We start from the raw sequence: 20092 nt of genomic DNA on the forward strand, positions 1-20092 counted from the left end.
TTACCTGACGTTTACTTTGTTCGCTTACTCTGTGGAAAGAATATGAACAGAGGTGAACAAAGAGAATGGCACAGTATGTCCTCGAAACAGACGCTCTATGCAAACAATTTGGCGATCATCTATCCGTAGACCAGGTTGATTTGCAAATTCCCGAAGGCTCGGTTTACGGGTTTTTGGGACCTAATGGAGCCGGCAAATCGACAACGATCAAAATGCTGCTCGGATTGGTCAAGCCCGACGGCGGAACCATGACGATTTTTGGCAAGCCTTTTCCAAAAGCGCGGATTGAAATTCTAAAGCAGATCGGATCGCTGGTTGAATCTCCATCTTATTACGGGCATTTATCGGGATACAAAAACATGAAAATCGCAGCCACTTTGCTGGGAGTCTCGGAGTCACGCATTACGGAGGCGCTGGAATTGGTCCGTTTAACGGATCAGGCCAACAAAGCGGTCCGCAAATACTCGCTGGGCATGAAACAGAGACTCGCCATTGCGATGGCGATCCTCCACCGCCCCAAATTACTGATTCTCGACGAGCCGACCAACGGCTTGGACCCTTCGGGCATACAGGAGATCCGCAGTTTGATCAGCGCCATGCCAAAAATGTACGGCATGACCGTATTGGTGTCGAGCCATCTATTGTATGAAATTGAACAGGTCGCGGATCATGTGGGAATCATCAATGAAGGAAAACTTATTTATCAAGGAACACTATCCTCCCTAAGGAAACAAGGCGGGGATCGATCGCTGGAACAAATCTTCCTCGGCATGACCGGTATGGGGAGAAGTTTATGATCAAGCTGATTCGCACGGAATGGATGAAATTGAGAACGTTTTGTCTCGTGCTGCCGGTTATCGCGGCGGTTTTGCTGCTGGGGGTGATAAGCGCATTCTGGTACATGAATTTCCGGGAAGCGCCCGGCGGTGCATACGCCACGATGTCCGTGATGTACTTTTTTCTTTCTTTTACCCTTATGCTTAGCGTTACATTGATTACCAGCGTCATGGCGTCTACGGAGCATGAGACGAAAGTCTGGAACCGGATGTGCACGATTCCTGTACCGAAGCCAAAAATTTACTTAAGCAAATGGATCGTCACTTGCCTGCTACTGCTCATTGAAGTATTGCTGATTATCGCGGGAACGATCGTGCTTTGGAAGCTGCTATTCCATGAACCGGCACCGTTCGAAATCATCATCAAGCAGCCACTCTATTGTTACTTGGCCGTATTTGCCTTTATCTCCATTCAAACGTGGCTATCCATTCTGTTTGCCAACCAATCGATTGCGATAGGGGCGGGAGCCGCCGGTTCCATGGCGAGCTTGTTTCTGGCACGTTCGACTTTTCCTGTCCTCCATTATATGCCGTGGACTTACCCGGCGCTATCCACCCCTCTAATCCCCGGGCATATGCAATGGATCTTTACCGGTGTAGCTGTAGGACTGGTTTTGCTGGCGGCAGGATGTTGGCACTTTAACAGGAAAGACTGGTAGGAGGAAAATAGAAATGAAAAGACTACTTACCGCAGAATTCATAAAAATTCAATGGGGGCTGATCGCCGTCCTTATTCTCATCGCCATGATTGCGGATGTATCATTAGCTAGCAGCAATTGGGGCATGCTTTCCGCGGTTTACGAACCGAGTTGGCCGAATTACCTGATGTATATCATAAACCTGCATACGGCGTTTTTCTTTCCGCTGTTATCCGGGACCATCGCGGGTCTGATCTGCATGTACGAGCATAGGTCGGGGGGATGGAAGCAGTTGCTTGCCACACCTTACTCCCGTTCCAGCATCTATTCGGCCAAATACGCCGTGTTGCTCTGCATGCTGGCGATTATACAGGTGTTATTCATCGCGGCGGAGATCGGCAGCGGCATGGTTGCCGGTGTTGAAGGCAGCATCGATTGGCTATTCGTGGTGTCTAGCGCCGTGTTGGGCTGGATCGGCATTCTGCCGTTTGCCGCCATCCAGTTATGGTTCTCCACCCGGTTTAAAAACTTCGGCATCGCTTTCAGCATCAATGTCGTCTGCGTCCTGCTGAACATCGTGTTCTCCGGCCTCCCGTCAACGCTCGGCATGTGGTTTCCGTTTGTTTTGCCCTTCTATACCATGATGCCGCAAGGCACCCCTTTCTCGCCGAGAGTTCAGGAATGGAGCTTATATGCGATGGTAGGCATCAGCTTTGTCTTTTATTTCTTACTGGGTAAGTATATGTTCCGGAGGAAATCGTTGGCGGCGTGAAGCTTGATTGTCTGCGTTCCTACCTGCCGCCGAACCATTCTATCAAATAAGTTGCTCCAGCGAACTCATCGCCTCCTATCCGTAGACTCCAGCTATGGGGAGGATCGGTGCGGCTGACTACGAGATTTGGGAGACAGATGGCTTAAAATCCAATTAACGGGAGTTCTCCCGTTAATTTTGCTTGTTTCGCGCAAACGTTACCCTTTAACCGGAAATGCTCCTGCTAATTCCGCCCAAAAGGGCGAAAGAAGCCGCAGTGCCGAGGATTAGCTGGAGGTTTTCCTGCTATATAGGTTGAACTAAAGAATTGGCGTTGGCAAGGATGTGAAATGGTTTCGGAGATAGGTTGCCAACATTTACAATTGTAGATATAAAGCGCCACCGTTGGAGTCTACGCATAAATTAACGGGAAAACCTCCCGTTAATGGACCGCTCTTGGCCCTGGAGCCGGAATTAGCTGGAAAAGCTCCATCTATTTCGTGGCCCAATGGCCGATATACACAATTTCAGGCGAATTAACGGGAGATTTTCCAGCTAATTCGCCTCTGCAGCCATATACGCACCAAATTAACAGGAAGAATTCCCTTTAATTCGAACCAAACCATGAGTTGTAGACCCAGAGTGTGAAAAGAACCCTTTACACGGCTGTCTAATATACAATTCAATAGTTCAACCCATATAATTACAGACCGCGGGCGGCAATATCCAAATACCGGGAGTTTATCCCGTTCATTTGTATGGAGGAGGCCGGTTACTCCGACGGACTCGTCGCCCCATCTTGGTAAACCCCGTTAAAGGAAAACAATCATCACAATGGACTATGGTACCGTGGATCATCGACTGCCTCTTTGCGACCGCTAGTCTTCTTGCGGCTTGCAATTAACATCGCCGCACAAGCCAGCCCAAGCACCAGCGTTGTAACGGCGCTTCCCTCCAGGCCAAAGCCGCCCCCGCTGAGCCAGCTTGCTCCCTGCAATTCCAGGGTATAGATGCCGTCAACCGGATGCCCGCTGACCGGAACGCCAAATATATAACCCTGAAACAAATTCCACGCCGCGTGGAGAGCGATGGCGAAGTAAAGATTCCCCGTCAAGATCGTCATCCCCGAGAAAATCAGCGACACGAGCACGATGTTAAGCGCACTGATCCAGGTGAAACCGCCGTTCATCATATGCCCGAGCGAGAATCCGGCTGCTATGATTATCATAGCCCAGAAGGGAGACAAACGGCTGGAGAGGAGCTGTTGAATGTACCCCCTGCAGAGAACCTCTTCGGAAATCCCCGCCAGGATGGAGACGATGAACAAATCAACGGGATCGATCCGTCCCCATTGCGGATGCAGCCAACCTCCTTGCAAACTTGCGATGTCCAATGCCAGCAGAATCACGACGACGGTATTCAGCAGCAATGCTCCGCTTAAGAAACCGCCGGATAACCTTTTGCCGTCCGGGCGGACAAGCCCGATCGAAGCGAGCGGCATTTTACGAACAACTTTGACGACAAACCCGACAACAAGCAGGATATACAAGCCAAGCCCATTAAATAGGCGCGCCCATCCGTCTCCGGAATCCGTCCACAGTGACATACCGAGCAAACAGATCCTCTTCAACACAAACATGGCCGCGATCACCAGCAAGATTTCCCATCCCGCGCGCAATTGTTTGGACTTGTTTTTAAAAATAAACCGCATCGTCTGGCGACCTTCTTCCTAATAAATTTCACTTTCTTGAGAAGCCACTACGCATAGTCTGCAACGCCTTACGGGATGAAGTGGAAGAAGTGCCAATCGGCCAGCAGCAGGGCAAAGCCGGTGAACAGCACGCCCGTGGCGATCCGCCCCCATTTCCGCCATTTGGATTGCGGTACACTTCTGCTTTTAACCAGGGAGAACACATACAATCCCGCGGCAAGCAAGCTCAGCACCCAATTTAGGGCAACGCCAAAATTCATCTGGCCTACCGTCACGTTTTCGTTGATCATGGCATTCACCAGCAAATAGAGAATGTTGACTACGAGAAGTGTCCCGCACAGGACAGCGGCCGCTAGCAAACGACTACCTGCCAATCTTGCCGATGCGGACGAAGCGCCTTTTCTTTTACGCAGAAGCCAGCGAATCAGCAGAACCAATGGAGCCAGCAAAAAGAATACGACAGCAAGGATGGCCAACGCCAAATAGCTAATCAGCGCGGGAAGCGAACGGCTTCCCTTGAGCGGCAATATATCCGTAGCAATCCCTTTGCTTAAGCGCACCACTTCTCCGTCCGAAATTTCCGCATACAGCACCGGGGCCAATCTTTCAAATCTCGGATTGTCGGACTTGGCGAACTTGTATACATTGGGACTTGTTTGTTTAAGCTCGCCCGACATGCCCATCACACTCAGCGTAAGATCATGCTCCCCTTTTGCTTCCACCTTGATCAACCCCAGATAGTTGGTAACCTCGTGATATGTGGAGTAGGTACCGCCCGATTGAACGTAGTATCCGGCCAACTCGCCGGACGGTGACAAATCGGCCGCCGGGACCGGTCCCTCGGCTTCCTTCGTCTTGTCCTGAACCAGCAGATTAATGATGCCGGAGGTGAGCTTCTGCTCGATTTCCGTGTTCGTCAAGACAACGATGCCAAGCCGCTCCGCGGGAACGATCGCGAAATTGCCGGAAAATCCCTTCACATTCCCGCTGTGTCCAACGGCATGGGGCTCTGCCCGGTATTCCCAGAATCCGTGCGCATTGGACAGAATCTCCCCGTTCGGCGTATAACTCCGGGATAGCATCGTCCGCACGGTCTCCGGCCGGGCGAACAGCGGACTGTTCTCGGCATACAGCGCCATGGCGAACCGGGCCAGATCTTCCGCCGTTCCTTCCATAGCTCCCGCCGGATACATGGGAACATAATAGTGAGCTCTCGTTTCGAAGCCCCCCTCCTGTTTCACCGCGTAACCCATAGCCTCCGCCTCCCGCAAATCCCGGTGATCCGCCAGGGTAGGATGCCCGGAGGTGCGGTTCATTCCCAGAGGCTTCAGAATGTGGTTCATTTCGTAGTCGGAAAAAGATTCCCCGCTCACCTTCTCCACCGCCAGACCGGCCAGTGCCGTGGCAAAGTTGGAATAGGCGATCACCTGTCCGGGTTCATAGATTTGTTCGGGCTGATTTGACAGCAGCGTCTCTTCCAGCGAGGTCAAGTTCTCCGCCGACAGCGTAAATGTACTGAGCGGATGCTGCTCATAACCGGCCGTATGGCTCATAATGTCCAGCATTGTGATCGGCTTGTCGTAACGCAGCTGCTCCGCGACCTTTTTGGGAAAATACGCCCGGATATCTTGATCCAGCCGCATCTTGCCCGCTTCCACCATCTGCATCACAGACGTCCAGACGAACGCTTTGTTGATGGAGCCGTAGGCAAACACGGTAGCGGAGGGATCAACGGCCGCCTTGCGCTTCATATCGGCATAGCCGTACCCTTTGGAGAAAATAATCTTGTCGCCCTTGGTGACCACAACCGCGGCGCCGGGAGTGGACTTTCCGATATGGGAGTTTACAAAGCTGTCGATCTCTTCCCCCAGCCGGCTATAGGGTATCCCCGAAGGGGTTTCCCCTGTTGCGGCGGTATTCGCCGCATAGGCCCGGACCGATAAGACAGTGAAAAGCAGTACACTTATCAGAAATACAAAAGCAGGCTTTCGTATTCTCATATTCATATGGTTGTGCTCCTTCCTTCTTACAGAGGCTACATATTTATTATTCAAAGATATAACAGATGTTTTATAACTATAATATATATTGGGTTGGCCCGCGGACTTCCGCAGCTTATGGATTCGAGGCACGACGTAACTCATCCTCGCAGCCCATCTTTGTTTTTTCAACCCATAAGCTGCCGTCCGGTTACTCCGTAATTAATACATACGGGCTGACCTCTTTGATTCTGCGCGCCACAAAAAGCGACACAACATAGGAAAAGGCTATAATGGCTGTGCATAACGCTACAACAGGCGGCATCGGGACAATAAAGCGGACTTTGGAGATCCCCGCGTCCGCGAGCAGGAATTCCAATATGGCATTGGTATACAGGGCGCCGAGCGCGCCCCCCGCCATGACGCCGGCTGCGGTTACCGGAATGATGCTTAGTGTAACTTGGGTCATCAGTTGGAATGAGGTGTAACCTGCCACTTTCAGAATGCCCATTTCTCTTCGCCGCTTCAGAATGGACGTCCTGATGACAAGATAGAGAACCAGGACAACCACCAGCATCGATATGGACAGAATCACGGTCATCACGGCCCATAATGCCGAGCCATATACTTGCGTTCCGCTTTCCTTTGATGCATTCACATCGGTTACGGAACGGATCAGATCTCCATACCCCGCTTTAACCTCCTGCGTGAAAACCGATTTGCCCATTCCTTGCAGGTAAACATTAATGGACATCCCCGTATGTCCAGGGATCAGATGGTTGAGGCCCGACAGGGTTAATGACGCTCCCTTTCCTTCCGCACTGAACGATTGGTTCAGCCCCGTAATCAGAAAAAGATAAGCTCCGTTTCCGGCTTCCACCCTTACGGAATCCCCGATCGTTTTGCCCAGCAGCCCGGCCAGCCTGCCGCTAATGGCGATCTCATTGTCATATAGCGGATAACGACCTTCGTAAACCGTTTGGTTGTCCCGTGTTTCGAACTCATCGGAAATTTCCGTACTTACGATTTGACCATGGACTACCGTCGGAATCGACGCCGTTAAATTAGCCTTGCCCACCCCATCCATCCGCCGGATCGCCGTCAGCAATTGCAAACTGTCTTGGCCGGACTGGACCTGAATACCGACATCAGGCGTTTCCGAACCGAGCATTTGGAACAGGGCCGCTTTATCCCAGGCCATGTTGTAATACAGCACCACCGAGAAAACCGAAGCAAAAGTGACTGCGGCTATAATGCACCCGAGCAGCAGATTTTGCCGGCCGCTCGCGAGCATCGTTTTGCAGGCAAGCAGCCCATGCAGGCTGCCTTTGGTACGGTCCAGCGGAACATAATTGCGTTTGAAATTATGGGACTTGATCCCGCCCCGCAACGCATCGACAGGATGGATCCCGCAGATGCGGACTGCGGACAGGAACGCCACTGCAAATACCGGTAAAGTCACCGACCCGACACAGGCCAGAGCGGAGCCCGCATGCGCGCTTCCGTTCCATACCAGCCCCGCCAAAGCGGAGACCGCTTTCCCGTATGCGGACATAACCGCGCAGGAGACGGCGACACCTGCGATGCTGGCCGCGAAGGCATGCAATACATACGGTACAAAAAAGGATAATACAATCTGCAGATTAGTGTAGCCCATCGCTTTGAGGACGCCCATGTGGATCATCCCCTCTTCGATACGGTCCGCAATGCGGAATTTGATGACCAAAAGTGACACCAGCATAAGGACTGCCGCAAATGCGACCAGCATCATCGAGACAAAATAAACGACGAATGCCCCGCCGTCCTCGGCCATTTGCGTATTCGCGGCCCAAAAACCGGGGATTACAGTCTCGTTTGACCGGGGGAACGCTTTGTAATAATCCATTAACAACGTGCCCGATCGCTTGCTGTCCGTTAAGATGGCGGACATCAGCGTTCCCTGGACTGCGGGCCCCAAGTCGTTGGACAACTGTCGGAAGCTCGCTTGCGGCAAATAAAATTTCATCATATCCAGCTTCGGAGTGCCCATTAAAGTCGACTCAAAAAATCCGGCGACACGATAGCTATACTGTTTATCCCGATAAGTAATCGGAAAGCTGTCCCCCAGTTCGTAACCGCCCCGCACTTTCAGAGTATAAGGAATATAGATCCCTCCTCCCGTATCGGCAGGGGCCGCCTCAATCAGCTTTACCGGAGCGATGTTTCGGGCAGCATCCGCATCAAGCACCATGGTATGAATGCCAAAACCCGAATCATTCTTATAGAAAGGAATCGTCGAGGCGGACAGCAGAATCACCTGCTCCGTCTCCAGCTCCCTTACGCCCGGATAGGATGCCAGAAAATCCCGGTAAGCCGGCTTGCAGCTTGCGCTGTCCATCGCAATGCCGACATGCGGATCGTGCAGCTCACGCACCTTGTCCGCGTAAAAAGTGTCCATGTCGGACACGGTGGTCAGGCCGAGGTTCAACAGGATCCCGGCCATCATGAGCAGGATGAACAGGAAGACGGCTGCACTTTTGGATTTTTTGAGATGGGCGGCGGACAGATTCAACGCGTTCAACTCACCATCCCATTTCGGCCAAAAATGCCTTCAGCCTCTCCCGGCGGTCCCCACCCTGCTCGTTCTGAAATGCCCCCAACGCCAAGTCACCGTAAATGCTGCCGTCGCGCAGATAAAGGATGCGATTGCCCCGCAAAGCCGTGTTCAGATCATGCGTGACCAGCACGATGCTCTGTCCGTCACGGTTCATCTCCGACATCACATCCATCACGCTGTCGCCGGACGCGGAATTGAGGGCGCCTGTAGGCTCATCAGCGAACACGAGGCTCGGGCTGTTTATAAAGGCGCGGACAATGCCGACTCGCTGGGCCTCGCCGCCGGACAACTGGGAGGGGAATTTGCCCCATGAGGATGCGGGCAATCCCACTTGGGTGAACAGTTGCTCCGCTTTAGCCGTGACGGACCGCCGGTTTCGGTTCACCAGCAACCCGTTCGCCAGCACGTTATCCATCACGCTCATATTGTCCAGCAGGTAGGTTTGCTGAAACACAAATCCGCAATGGGTCCGGCGAAAAACGGCAAGCCGGCTCTCGCTGTACCGCGTAATATTTTCCCCATCAAAATAAATTTCGCCCAGGGTTGGCTTGTCCATGCCGGAAAGCGCATAAAGCAATGTCGATTTACCGGAGCCGGAGCTCCCCATAATAATCGTAAAGTCTCCTTCCAGCAGATCGAGGTCCAGATTTTTGAGCACATGCTGTTGATTGCCGCCGGTGGAGAAGGTTTTGCATAGTTTCTCCGTTCTCAATAGCGTATTTGGCACGAAACGATCATTCCCTTGTTCTACGAATTGCGCAATCGGGTGTCCGCCATATTTCTATCCTACAAGATCAATTCTTAGTTAATCTTTGTCCAATCCTTAACCATTCCTTAAATCGGTCAGGCTAGCTTAATTCTTAAGGTCACAGTAAAACCGTCGGCACGGTTATGACACTCGATATCCCCTTGCATGCTCCGCATCAAATATCGGGAAATGAATAACCCAAGCCCCGCCCCGTTCTGGCCTTCAATATTGCTGCCGCGGTAAAATTTGTTGAACAGAAGCGGCAGCTCCTCCGGGTTAACGCCTTTCCCGTAATCCATAATCTCGATTTGCAGGTGGGTGCGAAGAATGCAAGCTCCGATTTTGACCGTGGTGCCCGCATATTTGTAAGCGTTGCTCAGAACATTGTCGAAGACTTGCTGCAAACGCATGGAATCCGCCAAAATAAGGCATCCCGGGATGGGGCCGCATACGATCCGGTCATCGTAATTTACGTTCCTGATCATTTCTTGCAGGATCAGACTATGTTCCTCGGTGACATTCACCTTCAACTCCTGCAATTCCTCCAGAGTCGCATGGAACATATCCGTAACCAGCAGGTTGATCTGCTCAGCCTTGGAGTGGATCATGTCCAGCTGGTTTTTCGTCTTCTCATCGTTTGTGCGCACCAACATCAGTTCACTGATCGCCTTGATGGACGAGACCGGCGTTTTGATGTCGTGGCTCAAACCGGCCACAAGCTCTTTCTTGCTGCGGTTGGCTTCATATTCGCTCTGCCGCGCCGCCGCCAGTTCCTCCCGCATAATATCGAAACTTTCGGTGAACGCGCCGAACGGATTATTTTTATCCATTTGAAGGGGAAAATCCAGGTTGCCGCGGGCCACATTCAAAGCGAATTTCTGCAACTTTCGGAACGGCCGGAAAATGGTGCGGTTCAGAAACAGGACATAAAGCACGCACAGTACTGCCAATACCGCAAAAGTCGTCAGCACTATAGTCACCCATTGCCTTTTGCTGCGCCGGACGGTTTGCCCATAATTATCCCGGATAATCAGTTTTCCCGCCGGCTGCCCCGCAACCGTCACATCAAGCACCGCATCCCTGTTCCTGACGGCATCATTTACGGTTTCGGGCAGTCCGCCAGTCGACCGGTAGCGCACCTTCCCGCGCTGGTCGAGCACGACAAATTGCAGTGGGATGCCGCTGTAATCGCCTGCCCCTATCTCGCCCCAGTGGCTTTCCACCGTCTTCAGCAACCGGTTCGCCATCACGATATCAAGCCTGGGGTCGACTTCATTATCAATCGCCCGGAGCGATAGCATGAAGCCGAGGAGCCATACCGCAAGCAGCGTCAGAAGCATCCCCTTTATTCTCATCGCTCGCCGTCCTCCAGCACATATCCCGTGCCCCACACCGTTTTGATGTACTGGGGACGGTTCGGATCATCCTCGATTTTTTCGCGTAAATGCCGGATATGCACATTCAGGGTTCCGTCCCCGGTAAACGTGTCGCCCCATACCTTGGCGAACAGCTCTTCCTTGGGCACTACCCGGTTTTTATGCTGCGCCAAATAGCAGAGCAAGCGGTACTCCAGCGCTTTGAATTTGACCTCCTCACCGTTCACCCGCACCCGGTAAAGCGCCAAGTCGATCCGCACCTGTCCAAATTCGAGCAGGTTCGCTGAGGGACGCTGTTTTCCGTAACGTCGGAGCACGGTTTTGACCTTGGCCAGCAGAACGCTTAGCGTATAGGGCTTTTGGATGTAATCGTCGCCGCCGATGTTCAGGGCGATCAGTACATCGTCATCACTGGAGCGGGCGCTGATAAACAGGATCGGGATATCCAGCGTCTGCCGCAATTTTTTGCACAGATCAAACCCCGAACTCCCGTCAAGATTGATATCCAGAAGGATCAGCGAGGTGTCATGCTCCCGCAGGAACCGTTCGCACGCCTCCGCGCTGGTCACGCAGGCCGATTTAACCTCAAACATATTGAAATACTCGCATGTTGTCTCCGCAAGCACACGCTCGTCATCCACAATTAAGCAGTCATAGTTCATGTTTATTCTCCATGATTCGCCAGAATTTGAATAACACCATCCCCTTAAGATAGCATGAAACAAGGCTGAGCGGAAATGTTACCCGGCACTCCGGCCTGACGGCGTCCTTTGGCTGACGTGACTTCAACGTTCGAGCATTGGAAGGGATGGGCAATAAAAAAAGCTCTCAAGAAGCGAATATCCGCCTCTTAAGAGCTTTTTGTGCCTAACTGTTCCTTTTTGGCTTTCGCAATGGCCGTGTCGCGGTCGCTCACTTGCAGCTTTAAATAGATCGCTGAAATATAATTGCGGATCGTCCCCTCCGATAAATGCAGCTTCTCGGCAATAGCCTTGTTTCGTTTCCCATCCGTCAAGCACTGGAGAATATCCAGTTCCCGCTCGGTTAATCCGTAGGGATTTGCCGCACTTTTCTCCGTCTGCTGTTGAAAAAGCTGTTGTGCGACATGTGGCGAAATCATTGTCCCCCCGCTATAAACCAGCCTGATCGTTGCCGCGAGTTCCTTCGGATGAATCGACTTGAGCAGGTAACCCTCCGCCCCCAGGCGAAGCGACTCTGCCGCAACATCAACCTCGTCCAGCGTAGTCATCATGATTACCCGGACACCCGGCCAGGCTTCCTTCACTTTCTTGGTTGTTTGGAGGCCATCCATTTCAGGCATATGTATATCCATGAGAATGAGGTCCGGCAACTCCCGCTCGCAGGTTTCCATTGCCTGCTTCCCGTCACCGGCAACGCGCACACGCATGTCCTTTTCTTCGCCAAGCAGCAATCTCAGGCTTTCACGAACCAGCAAGTGGTCATCCACAATCAGGACTTTGATTTGCTCGGTCCCCTCATTCGTCCGGTTAGGAACCGTGCAGGTAACAAGTGTACCCTGTTCTTCACTGGAGTGAATATACAGATTCCCTTGCAGAGCGGTCAGGCGATCCTTCATCGCGGTCAGGCCGAATCCATATTGAAGCTGCGAATTTCCCGCACCGTTATCCTGAATCTGCAGCATGAGACAGGCCATGTCATATTGGAGCGTTACTTCAATCCGGCTGGCCCGGCCGTGGCGGCTGGCATTGGTCAGGGATTCCTGAAGGCAACGATACAGGACCAGCTTGGCCTGCTTCATCACGGGATACGGATGTCCCATCGTCCGAAAAAACACACGAATTCCTGTACTCGTTTTGAATTCTTCAATCATTCGCATCAGAGCCTGATCCATCGGCACCGATTCCTCCAGGGGGTCCATCCGGTGCACTTGACGACGTATATCATCCAGCCCGTTTCTGGCCAAGCCCAGCAGTGCCTCAAGCTTCTCTTCGCCCTCCGGAGATTGAATTTGAGGCCGCAACGACTCCATGCCCAGAATCAACGAGGTGTAACTATGCCCGATCGTATCGTGCAGCTCCCGAGCCAAACGGTAACGTTCCTCCAGCAGCGTCATCTTTTCGATTTGGGAAGAGTATTGCTCAAGAATCGTATACTGTTCTTTTACAATGGCGAGTTTGTTGCTGATGTTGTCTATAGCGGCAGCACCTTTTTGCAAGGCAAAACCGACGCCGTAAAGGACCAGCGCGTCCGCTACACTTTGTCCCCAGAAAGGCCGCTGTAACGGAAGCATACTACCGGGGGCCACCGCACTCAGGACAAATATGCCCACGGCTAACGGCAAGGCTAGAGCATGGGCTCTCCCGCGGCTGTAAAACCCCAGCATGAGAAGAACGGGGAGAAACAAGCGAAGCAAACCGAAGCTATACGCCAGCAGGACCGATGCTCCACCAGCTATGATTAGCGCGGCTGCAAGATAATACCGATACTTGTAATGCACCAAGAAGAACGGCAGCAAATGGCACAACAAGAGTACGGGCAATATGATTCCCAACGGAAAAGCGGGCTGATCCTGATACATAAATATCAAGACGGCGGTAACCCACACGCCGTGAATACACAACAAGGTCCAATCTGGCCAGGACCATTTCCCGTTGATTTGAAAACGTTCAAACATATAATAAGTCCCCTGTCATGGTCGAATAAAACCTGTCAGTTTAGCTCTACTGGTATTGTCACGGAAGGTTGTGACAGTTTGTAACTGGTCAATATGACAGCCCGTTCAGTAGGATGTACTCATGAATAGCGCGATCCACAATGAATGAATTATAGCCTATTCCATGCGATAAAACAAAGGGAGTGTGCTAGGGTGCCCGTATTACAAATTGATCATCTCACCAAAAAAATCGGCAAGAAAACCATTGTAGATGGCGTCAGCCTTACCTTGAACAAAGGGGAAATCCTCGGCTTATTGGGGCCGAACGGCGCTGGCAAAACAACCACAATCCGCATGATTGTCGGCCTGATGAGCAAGTCGTCGGGAAACATCCTCATTAATGGAGTCGATACGCAAACCGATCGTGAAAAGGCGATGAAGAGCATCGGTGTCATTGTCGAGAACCCGGATCTTTACAAATATTTATCGGGATATGACAACCTGATTCATTTTGCGAGAATGAGCAAAGGGGTTACAGAACAACGAATCAAGGACATCATCGCTCTGATCGGTCTGGAGCATAGCATTCATGAGAAGGTAGGCACCTATTCGCTGGGGATGCGCCAGCGCTTGGGACTGGGCGTCTCCCTTATCCACCGCCCCTCCCTGCTCCTGCTGGATGAACCTACAAACGGTCTGGATCCGGCGGGGATTCGCGAGCTCAGAGAGCATCTGATTCATCTGGCTCGTCAAGAAGAAGTAGGCATTATGATATCCAGCCACCTGATGTCGGAAATGGAGCTGATGTGCGACCGGGTGGCCGTTCTTCAGCAGGGCAAATTGATCGGCATCCGCGACTTGTCGGAGGTAGAGCAGGCGGACGATTTTAAAGTTCAATTTGAAGTTGACCGGCCCGAGGCAGCGGTCCAAATTCTTCAGGCCTTGACCGTGGGTCAGGAAATTTTAAGGGACAGTAACCACATCGTCCTGCGCATGGCAAAATCCAGGATACCGGAATTTACGCAAAAATTGATCGGGGCAGGGATCCAAGTGTATGGCGTCAATACACTCAAGCCATCTTTGGAGGATACGTTTATGGCGATGACGGAAGGAGAACGACAAAAATGATCAACCTGATTCGAAATGAGAATATGAAAATATTCAAAAGAAAACGGAACTGGATTTTAATCGGCATTATCATTTTGTTCATCATTATTCAATTCGTAAACCTGAAATCCTCCGACAACGTCCTTATTGAGGAAGATTGGCGGACACAATTGGAACAGGAAATTGCTTTTCTCAAACTTGATCTGACCAAGCCGGACGCTCTCCCCATTGAAATCACACAGGCGGAAAAAAGGACCCTGCTTAACCAGTATCATCTGGATACGGACCTGCCCCCTTCAACGAACACCTGGAGTTTTGCCGTAGACCAGGCGGGAAATCTGATCGTCGCCATCTCGTTCATTTCCGTCATTATTGCCGGGGAAATCGTGGCCGCCGAATTTATCAGCGGTACCATCAAGTTATTGCTGACGCGATCCGCAAGCAGGACCCAAATCTATCTCTCCAAGTATATCGCCTCCATCCTTTTTGGACTGGTATTGTTGCTCATCGGAGCGGTGATCTCCGTTGTCCTTGGAGGCGTTGTGCTCGGTTTTCAGGGATTGGGCGGTTCGTACCTCTATGTTCAAAATGGCGCTGTCGAGCAAACGACCATTATCCAGGCCTTATTCGAGTCTTACTTGCTGCATATCCCGTTTTTACTGGTAACCGTTACTTTAGCGTTTATGATATCCGCGGCTTTCAAAAGCTCAACCTTCTCCATTGTAGTATCCTTGCTAGTTGCTGTAGCCGGCTTTGTCATTGCTACGGCGATGAACGGCTGGGGATGGACCCGATACTTTGTATTTTCGCATACGAATCTCACCCAATATGTTCTTGACGATCCTTCCGTTGCAGGTATCACTTTTGGGTTTTCGGTCGGGCTAATTCTGCTCCATCTTCTTGTTATGCACTTGATCTCTTACCCTGCTTTTGTCAAGCGTGATGTGGTTTAAAACAATTCATCCGGAGGTTATTATGAAAAAGATAATTTACTCGCTGCTTATCGCCGCCTTGTTTCTGCTGTCCGCCTGCCAATCAACAAGCGAGACGACGACCGACAGCAAAGAACTGAAGTTGGATGCGGCCTCGCTGGAATCGCTGATTATCGACCATCGAAACGGCGATATCGAAATCACCGGAGATCCCCGGAGCGAGACCATTCAGGTCGCTGCCGAGATTAGCCATTCCGGAAATATAGACCCAAACAAGCTCCAATTACAATTGGAAGAACGCGATGGGGAAGCGCACTTGATGGCATTTTTCAAGGGACAGTTTTTAGCCAGCGGGAAGGGGACGGTCGGTCTAAAGGTAACTATTCCGGCCGATCTATCGGTTGAAATCCAATCTCATCAAGACGGTTCGATCCAAATCGCCGATCTTGCATCCGCCGTCAAGATTGATAATGTTAACGGAAACATCGATGTCAAAAACATCGGAAAAGATGTCACTATCCACAATCGCGACGGTAACATAAATATTAGCAACGCGGCGGCTAATCTATATATCGACAACGTGAATGGAGCAATAACCGCGGAACAGATCGGCGGCTCCGCGATCGTCGACGTGGGTGACGGCAAACTCGACATCGACCAGGTTGACGGCGATGTCACCGTCAAACAATCCGGCAGTGGGGAAGTCCAAGTCGGCCATGTGAAAGGAAGCGTGAACCAGAAGCGGTAGTCGGCCGGGTCTTGGGGCTTGGACCTTCGGAGGAAGGTTCAAGCCCTGTTCTGGCGTCTGTATTTTAAAGGGGTCCTGCCGATCACCCGCAGTATCGTATGCAATGATTACGCCTTTTGATTTGTATTCCTCGTAAATTTTAACTACCATCGTAATCGGTGTAACAGTAATGTTTCTACTCTGTCCTTAAACTTGTCGATCAGTTCTCTCTATGGTATTATTTATGTAACAAGACCAAGTGCTGCGAACACTTGGCCTCGACAATTGGCTTGGATGGGGATTCCCCTCTGAGTATTCAAAAGGCAAAAACCCACCTTCGGCGTGCAACCTTAGGGTGGGTTTTTTACTTTCTCTTGTTGTTATTCCCGATGTATGTTAAAAGTGCAATAATAAATGTACCAAAAGCAATCATGATGAGAATCGCATCTTTAACCTCCATGGCTCACCTCCCTTCGAAGGGAGACCATGCCCACCCAAGATTCAATTGTATTTCCATTTTATCCTATAACGAGAACGCGTACAAGCGTTCCCCTTTTTTTGCGATTCTCTTTCATTTTCAGGAGTTAATATTAATTCTTCCAAACGTACTTTCTAATCTTATACCGTTTCATCCTTGAGAACGTCAACGATCGTACCCTGTTTCAATCTCCGGCCGCCCAAGATGTAAGCGAGTACCACAGAAATGATAATCAACGCTGCGAATAGCACAAGTTCAAGTACCGGCATGTGGGGCAAGAATTCCCCTAAATAGACCATATTGATCTTGAGGAATGACCAAATGATAAGCATAGTAACCGGAATGCTGAGCAAAATCGGGATCAAGCCGAACAACAGGGCTTCCAGCAGCAGCATTCGCCCGATTCCTCGGGGCGATATTCCCACGGATCGCAGCACGGCAAACTCCTTTTGCCGCTGCCGCAAATTTCCGGAAACGGTGGAAAATACGTTGGATATTCCAATCAACGCAAGGAAACCCGATACGCAAACGATAATGAACTTCATCATCTGCCGTCCCTTGTCGCCCGATTCCTTTATCTCAATGATATTCCAAATTTCATAGTCACCCGAACCATACCATCTGTCTACGACGTTTTTCAGCTCGGCCGTGACGCGTTCAATCCTATCCGCGGACTCCGCCACGACCGGAATCGAAACATATCGCGCACGGATAGCGCGCTCCTCCGCCATTTGCCCAACGATGCCAAGATAAACGCTGCTCGGCATGATCTGCACAAGCTCGAAATTGTTATCGTATCTATCTCCGAGGGGGGGCATTTCATCCGTCAAGTAAGCAACTTCGGTAGTGAAAGTATAACTGCCCTTGTCTTCCGAATAGACCTTCTCCTCCAAATTCAACCGTTCACCTGCACGAAGTTTTAAAAAAGGAATATGCACAGTCTCGCGCCGGTTGCTGCGTAAATCGTCCCGAACCTGGTTAACGACGATAGTACGGGGCACGTCTTTATCGTAAAATAAGCGGGCGTCCGCGCCGATCCGCCGACTGTACTCGGCAAAGCTTTGATCATCCAGCGCAACCAAATTCGTCTGCAGACGGTAGCTTCCGTTTTCTTCATACAACGAGTATTGGCCGCTGTCGGCAATCCGGGAAAAACCGCCGATCCCGGCAAGCGCTTCACTTTGCCGATCCTCCTTTACCCACATTGCCGCAGGAACATGACTTACAAACAGCGCGCTTTTCACTCCCGGGACGGACCGTATCTGCTCTTCCATTTGCGGGTCCATCACATTTCCGTCCAAAATTCGCAGCGCAATATTTTCCTCAGATTCATGAAGGCTATCTTCTCTGAAAAGGGTATTGGCTACCTCAAGGATTGAAAACATATGCAAAAATCCGCTCAGCAAGCAAAAGGACAAAGTGAGGGAGATGACCGCGGTACGGTACGACTTTTTTCTGGCACGCAGGGCGTTTTTCGCGAGTTCTCCTTCAATCCCGAAGAGCTTACCGCTTAGCCAAGGCTTTCGCAATTTCTTGACCCGTATTTCACCGCCCTGGCGAATCGCGTCGATCGGCGACATTTTGCTGATTTTTCGCGCCGGGATAGACGCCGATAGCCATACGGTCAGTAGGGCCAACAGTACGGACGGGAGCACGGCGGGCAGGCCAAAGGTAAACCGGATGTCTTGAACTTCCCGCAGCTTCTCTTGTGAGCTGATATAAGCGAACAAGCCAAAGTCCAGAAGCCAACCGAAGAACAATCCTAAAGGGATCGAGATAACCGATAAAATCAGCGACTCCAGAATGACCGAACGCCGGATTTGTTTCGGTGAAGCGCCGATGCTCTGCAGTATCCCTAACTGACGGAGCCGTGCATTTGCCGAGATGGCAAAAGCGTTGCTGATAATCACGACGAACAGGCCGGTGACCAGGAGGGCCATAGCCGCAAACATCAGCGGCCATGAAAACTGCCAAATTTGAAATTGTCCTCCTTGCCCGGAAGGGAACACAAAATATTTGGCTAACAAACTGCTGTTCGTTCTCACCATGTAATCGCCGTATTCATCCGGCTTGTAGCCTACGGAGCGGGCGATCTCGACAATATCCTCATACGCCGTTCCGGGATTGTTAAAGCGCATGTAGATGGTTAGCTTGTCTTCCGGAGTCATCGACGCCTCATCCAGATAACCGTAAGCAAGATAGGCAGGGGTGGTGGAATTGGTGGTGATATCCAGTTTCCCGACCACGGTATAGCTCCGCTCCGCCGTGGGGACAAAGCGTTCTCCTTTTTTGTAGATGGATCGGGATTCCAGTGTTTCGCCGTTCAGTACCCGGCTGCCCACCGGCAAGCGAATCGTATCCCCTACCTTTAGGTCGGGATGATGCTCAAAATACTGTTTGGACAGGGCTAATTCCCCGGGATGATGCGGAATCCGGCCCTCAAGGATATGTTGACGCTCAGGCATATCGCTCCAGTAGCTTGAGGTAAGCCCGCGCATAACCAGATAGGGGCGGCGCGGATCCTCGATTTGCGCCACTTCCCATGGACCTTTGATCATGACCTGTTCCACATTGGGGTGTCCTGTCACATATTTCAACTTATCGCCAGGGGTGTCATCAAACAGTTCGGCATGCCAGTTGCCTTCTTTATGAATCGTCAGACGGATTTCGTCCGTATACATCGTATGCAGAAAGCCGCAGAGCGCAGACAGCAGTGTTGTAGCGATGAGGATCGCGATCAGGATGGCAACACTGCTTTTTTTGTTGCGGCGCACATAGTCCAGGGTGTACTCGGCAAGGATATTCATCGTTTCACCACCTCATCGGAGACGATTTTTCCGTCCTCGATGGTGATGATGCGGTCGGCTTCAAGCGCGATTTTCTCATCATGGGTGATCAACAGGATCGTCTGCCGGAAGCGGCTGTGGGATAATTTTAGTAATTCGACAGTGTCCTCGGAGTTTTTCCGGTCCAGGTTCCCCGTCGGTTCGTCCGCCAGCAACAGGGCCGGCCGATAAATCAAAGCGCGGCCGATGGCGACACGCTGCTGCTGACCACCGGACAACTGGCTGGGCAGGTGGTTTAGCCGATCCGCCAAACCAAGCGCGGTGACGATTTCGGAAAAACGTTCTTCATCCGGTTTCCTGCCGTCCAGGAGCAGGGGGAGCAAAATATTTTTGCGCACATCCAGCGTAGGGATAAGATTATAAAACTGATAAATCAGCCCCACCTTGCGGCGGCGGAATACCGCCAGCTTCTCCTCGTTCAGCGTCGAAATGTCGGTATCTTCGATCCATATCTTCCCGCTGCTTGGACGGTCTACGCCTCCCAGCAGATGAAGAAGCGTGGATTTCCCCGACCCGGACGCGCCTACGATGGCAACGAATTCACCCTTGTTCACCGAAAGACTAATATGATCTAGCGCTGTAACTTTCGCCTCGCCGGAACCATAAGTTTTAGTTACATTGTCACACGTTAATAACTTCATGGACATGGCCTCCTTTACAGTCTTCATGGTATCAGCCTTAAATGACATTTCAGTGACAGGGAGAAATAAAAAAAGCCTTCCCCCGGCACAT

At 51.3% G+C, this 20092-nt stretch carries 16 protein-coding genes; 6 read left to right on the plus strand and 10 right to left on the minus strand.

What is annotated here, in order from left to right; all coding sequences use genetic code 11:
* Nucleotides 1–65: 65 nt before the first annotated feature.
* The 3 genes from V4U84_RS02690 to V4U84_RS02700 are packed head-to-tail and all read left to right on the plus strand — an operon-like array spanning nucleotide 66 to nucleotide 2246.
* A complete protein-coding gene (locus tag V4U84_RS02690; protein ID WP_334073228.1) occupies nucleotides 66–797 on the plus strand; it encodes an ABC transporter ATP-binding protein in 732 nt (243 codons plus the stop codon).
* Nucleotides 794–1495 (plus strand): ABC transporter permease, encoded by a 702-nt coding sequence (locus tag V4U84_RS02695; protein WP_334073229.1) that lies wholly within the window; start codon nucleotides 794–796, stop codon nucleotides 1493–1495. The genes V4U84_RS02690 and V4U84_RS02695 overlap by 4 nt, the downstream gene beginning before the upstream one ends.
* A gap of 13 nt (nucleotides 1496–1508) precedes the next feature.
* Complete coding sequence (locus V4U84_RS02700; protein ID WP_334073230.1) at nucleotides 1509–2246, plus strand: ABC transporter permease; 738 nt, start codon at nucleotides 1509–1511, stop codon at nucleotides 2244–2246.
* A gap of 808 nt (nucleotides 2247–3054) precedes the next feature.
* Here the strand turns inward: V4U84_RS02700 and V4U84_RS02705 are convergent.
* From V4U84_RS02705 to V4U84_RS02735, 7 genes are all read right to left on the minus strand, one after another.
* Nucleotides 3055–3936 (minus strand): CPBP family intramembrane glutamic endopeptidase, encoded by an 882-nt coding sequence (locus V4U84_RS02705; protein ID WP_334073231.1) that lies wholly within the window; start codon nucleotides 3934–3936, stop codon nucleotides 3055–3057.
* Nucleotides 3937–4004: 68 nt separating this feature from the next.
* Complete coding sequence (locus V4U84_RS02710) at nucleotides 4005–5942, minus strand: serine hydrolase domain-containing protein (RefSeq protein WP_334073232.1); 1938 nt, start codon at nucleotides 5940–5942, stop codon at nucleotides 4005–4007.
* A gap of 184 nt (nucleotides 5943–6126) precedes the next feature.
* A complete protein-coding gene (locus V4U84_RS02715) occupies nucleotides 6127–8475 on the minus strand; it encodes an ABC transporter permease (protein WP_334073233.1) in 2349 nt (782 codons plus the stop codon).
* 1 nt (nucleotide 8476) lies between these two features.
* Complete coding sequence (locus tag V4U84_RS02720) at nucleotides 8477–9238, minus strand: ABC transporter ATP-binding protein (protein WP_334073234.1); 762 nt, start codon at nucleotides 9236–9238, stop codon at nucleotides 8477–8479.
* A 116-nt stretch (nucleotides 9239–9354) separates the two neighbouring features.
* Nucleotides 9355–10614, minus strand: a complete 1260-nt coding sequence (locus V4U84_RS02725) for a HAMP domain-containing sensor histidine kinase (protein WP_334073235.1) — start codon at nucleotides 10612–10614, stop codon at nucleotides 9355–9357.
* Nucleotides 10611–11297 (minus strand): response regulator transcription factor, encoded by a 687-nt coding sequence (locus V4U84_RS02730; RefSeq protein WP_334073236.1) that lies wholly within the window; start codon nucleotides 11295–11297, stop codon nucleotides 10611–10613. Before V4U84_RS02730 ends, V4U84_RS02725 begins: the two co-directional genes overlap by 4 nt.
* Before the next feature lie 188 nt (nucleotides 11298–11485).
* Nucleotides 11486–13291, minus strand: a complete 1806-nt coding sequence (locus V4U84_RS02735; RefSeq protein ID WP_334073237.1) for a hybrid sensor histidine kinase/response regulator transcription factor — start codon at nucleotides 13289–13291, stop codon at nucleotides 11486–11488.
* A gap of 192 nt (nucleotides 13292–13483) precedes the next feature.
* Here V4U84_RS02735 and V4U84_RS02740 point away from each other — a divergent pair, with 192 nt between their 5' ends.
* Genes V4U84_RS02740 through V4U84_RS02750 form a run of 3 tightly spaced genes read left to right on the plus strand, consistent with a single transcriptional unit; the run spans nucleotide 13484 to nucleotide 16057 of the window.
* The gene (locus V4U84_RS02740) at nucleotides 13484–14398 is read left to right on the plus strand and encodes an ABC transporter ATP-binding protein (protein WP_334076735.1); all 915 of its coding nucleotides are present in this window, start codon (nucleotides 13484–13486) and stop codon (nucleotides 14396–14398) included.
* Nucleotides 14395–15330: an ABC transporter permease gene (locus tag V4U84_RS02745; RefSeq protein ID WP_334076736.1), complete on the plus strand. Its 936-nt coding sequence runs from the start codon at nucleotides 14395–14397 to the stop codon at nucleotides 15328–15330. The genes V4U84_RS02740 and V4U84_RS02745 overlap by 4 nt, the downstream gene beginning before the upstream one ends.
* Nucleotides 15331–15352: 22 nt before the next feature.
* Complete coding sequence (locus V4U84_RS02750; RefSeq protein ID WP_334076737.1) at nucleotides 15353–16057, plus strand: DUF4097 family beta strand repeat-containing protein; 705 nt, start codon at nucleotides 15353–15355, stop codon at nucleotides 16055–16057.
* A 343-nt stretch (nucleotides 16058–16400) separates the two neighbouring features.
* Here the strand turns inward: V4U84_RS02750 and V4U84_RS02755 are convergent, their stop codons facing one another.
* From V4U84_RS02755 to V4U84_RS02765, 3 genes are all read right to left on the minus strand, one after another.
* On the minus strand, nucleotides 16401–16496 hold the full coding sequence (locus V4U84_RS02755) for a putative holin-like toxin (protein WP_148450269.1): 96 nt from the start codon (nucleotides 16494–16496) through the stop codon (nucleotides 16401–16403).
* Nucleotides 16497–16654: 158 nt separating this feature from the next.
* The gene (locus V4U84_RS02760) at nucleotides 16655–19321 is read right to left on the minus strand and encodes an ABC transporter permease (RefSeq protein WP_334076738.1); all 2667 of its coding nucleotides are present in this window, start codon (nucleotides 19319–19321) and stop codon (nucleotides 16655–16657) included.
* Entirely contained in the window at nucleotides 19318–20001 is a 684-nt protein-coding gene (locus V4U84_RS02765; protein ID WP_334073242.1) for an ABC transporter ATP-binding protein, read from the minus strand. The genes V4U84_RS02760 and V4U84_RS02765 overlap by 4 nt, the downstream gene beginning before the upstream one ends.
* Between the last annotated feature and the right edge of the window lie 91 nt (nucleotides 20002–20092).

The sequence above is a fragment of the Paenibacillus sanfengchensis genome (assembly GCF_036864765.1).
Lineage (GTDB): Bacteria > Bacillota > Bacilli > Paenibacillales > Paenibacillaceae > Fontibacillus > Fontibacillus sanfengchensis.

Bases quoted from the DNA above. Each gene is read 5' to 3' on its own strand.
- V4U84_RS02705 (WP_334073231.1), bottom strand. From the start codon at position 3,936: ATGCGGTTTATTTTTAAAAACAAGTCCAAACAATTGCGCGCGGGATGG.
- V4U84_RS02710 (WP_334073232.1), bottom strand. From the start codon at position 5,942: ATGAATATGAGAATACGAAAGCCTGCTTTTGTATTTCTGATAAGTGTA.
- V4U84_RS02760 (WP_334076738.1), bottom strand. From the start codon at position 19,321: ATGAATATCCTTGCCGAGTACACCCTGGACTATGTGCGCCGCAACAAA.
- V4U84_RS02725 (WP_334073235.1), bottom strand. From the start codon at position 10,614: ATGAGAATAAAGGGGATGCTTCTGACGCTGCTTGCGGTATGGCTCCTC.
- V4U84_RS02755 (WP_148450269.1), bottom strand. From the start codon at position 16,496: ATGGAGGTTAAAGATGCGATTCTCATCATGATTGCTTTTGGTACATTT.
- V4U84_RS02765 (WP_334073242.1), bottom strand. From the start codon at position 20,001: ATGAAGTTATTAACGTGTGACAATGTAACTAAAACTTATGGTTCCGGC.
- V4U84_RS02750 (WP_334076737.1), top strand. From the start codon at position 15,353: ATGAAAAAGATAATTTACTCGCTGCTTATCGCCGCCTTGTTTCTGCTG.
- V4U84_RS02695 (WP_334073229.1), top strand. From the start codon at position 794: ATGATCAAGCTGATTCGCACGGAATGGATGAAATTGAGAACGTTTTGT.
- V4U84_RS02735 (WP_334073237.1), bottom strand. From the start codon at position 13,291: ATGTTTGAACGTTTTCAAATCAACGGGAAATGGTCCTGGCCAGATTGG.
- V4U84_RS02745 (WP_334076736.1), top strand. From the start codon at position 14,395: ATGATCAACCTGATTCGAAATGAGAATATGAAAATATTCAAAAGAAAA.
- V4U84_RS02700 (WP_334073230.1), top strand. From the start codon at position 1,509: ATGAAAAGACTACTTACCGCAGAATTCATAAAAATTCAATGGGGGCTG.
- V4U84_RS02690 (WP_334073228.1), top strand. From the start codon at position 66: ATGGCACAGTATGTCCTCGAAACAGACGCTCTATGCAAACAATTTGGC.
- V4U84_RS02730 (WP_334073236.1), bottom strand. From the start codon at position 11,297: ATGAACTATGACTGCTTAATTGTGGATGACGAGCGTGTGCTTGCGGAG.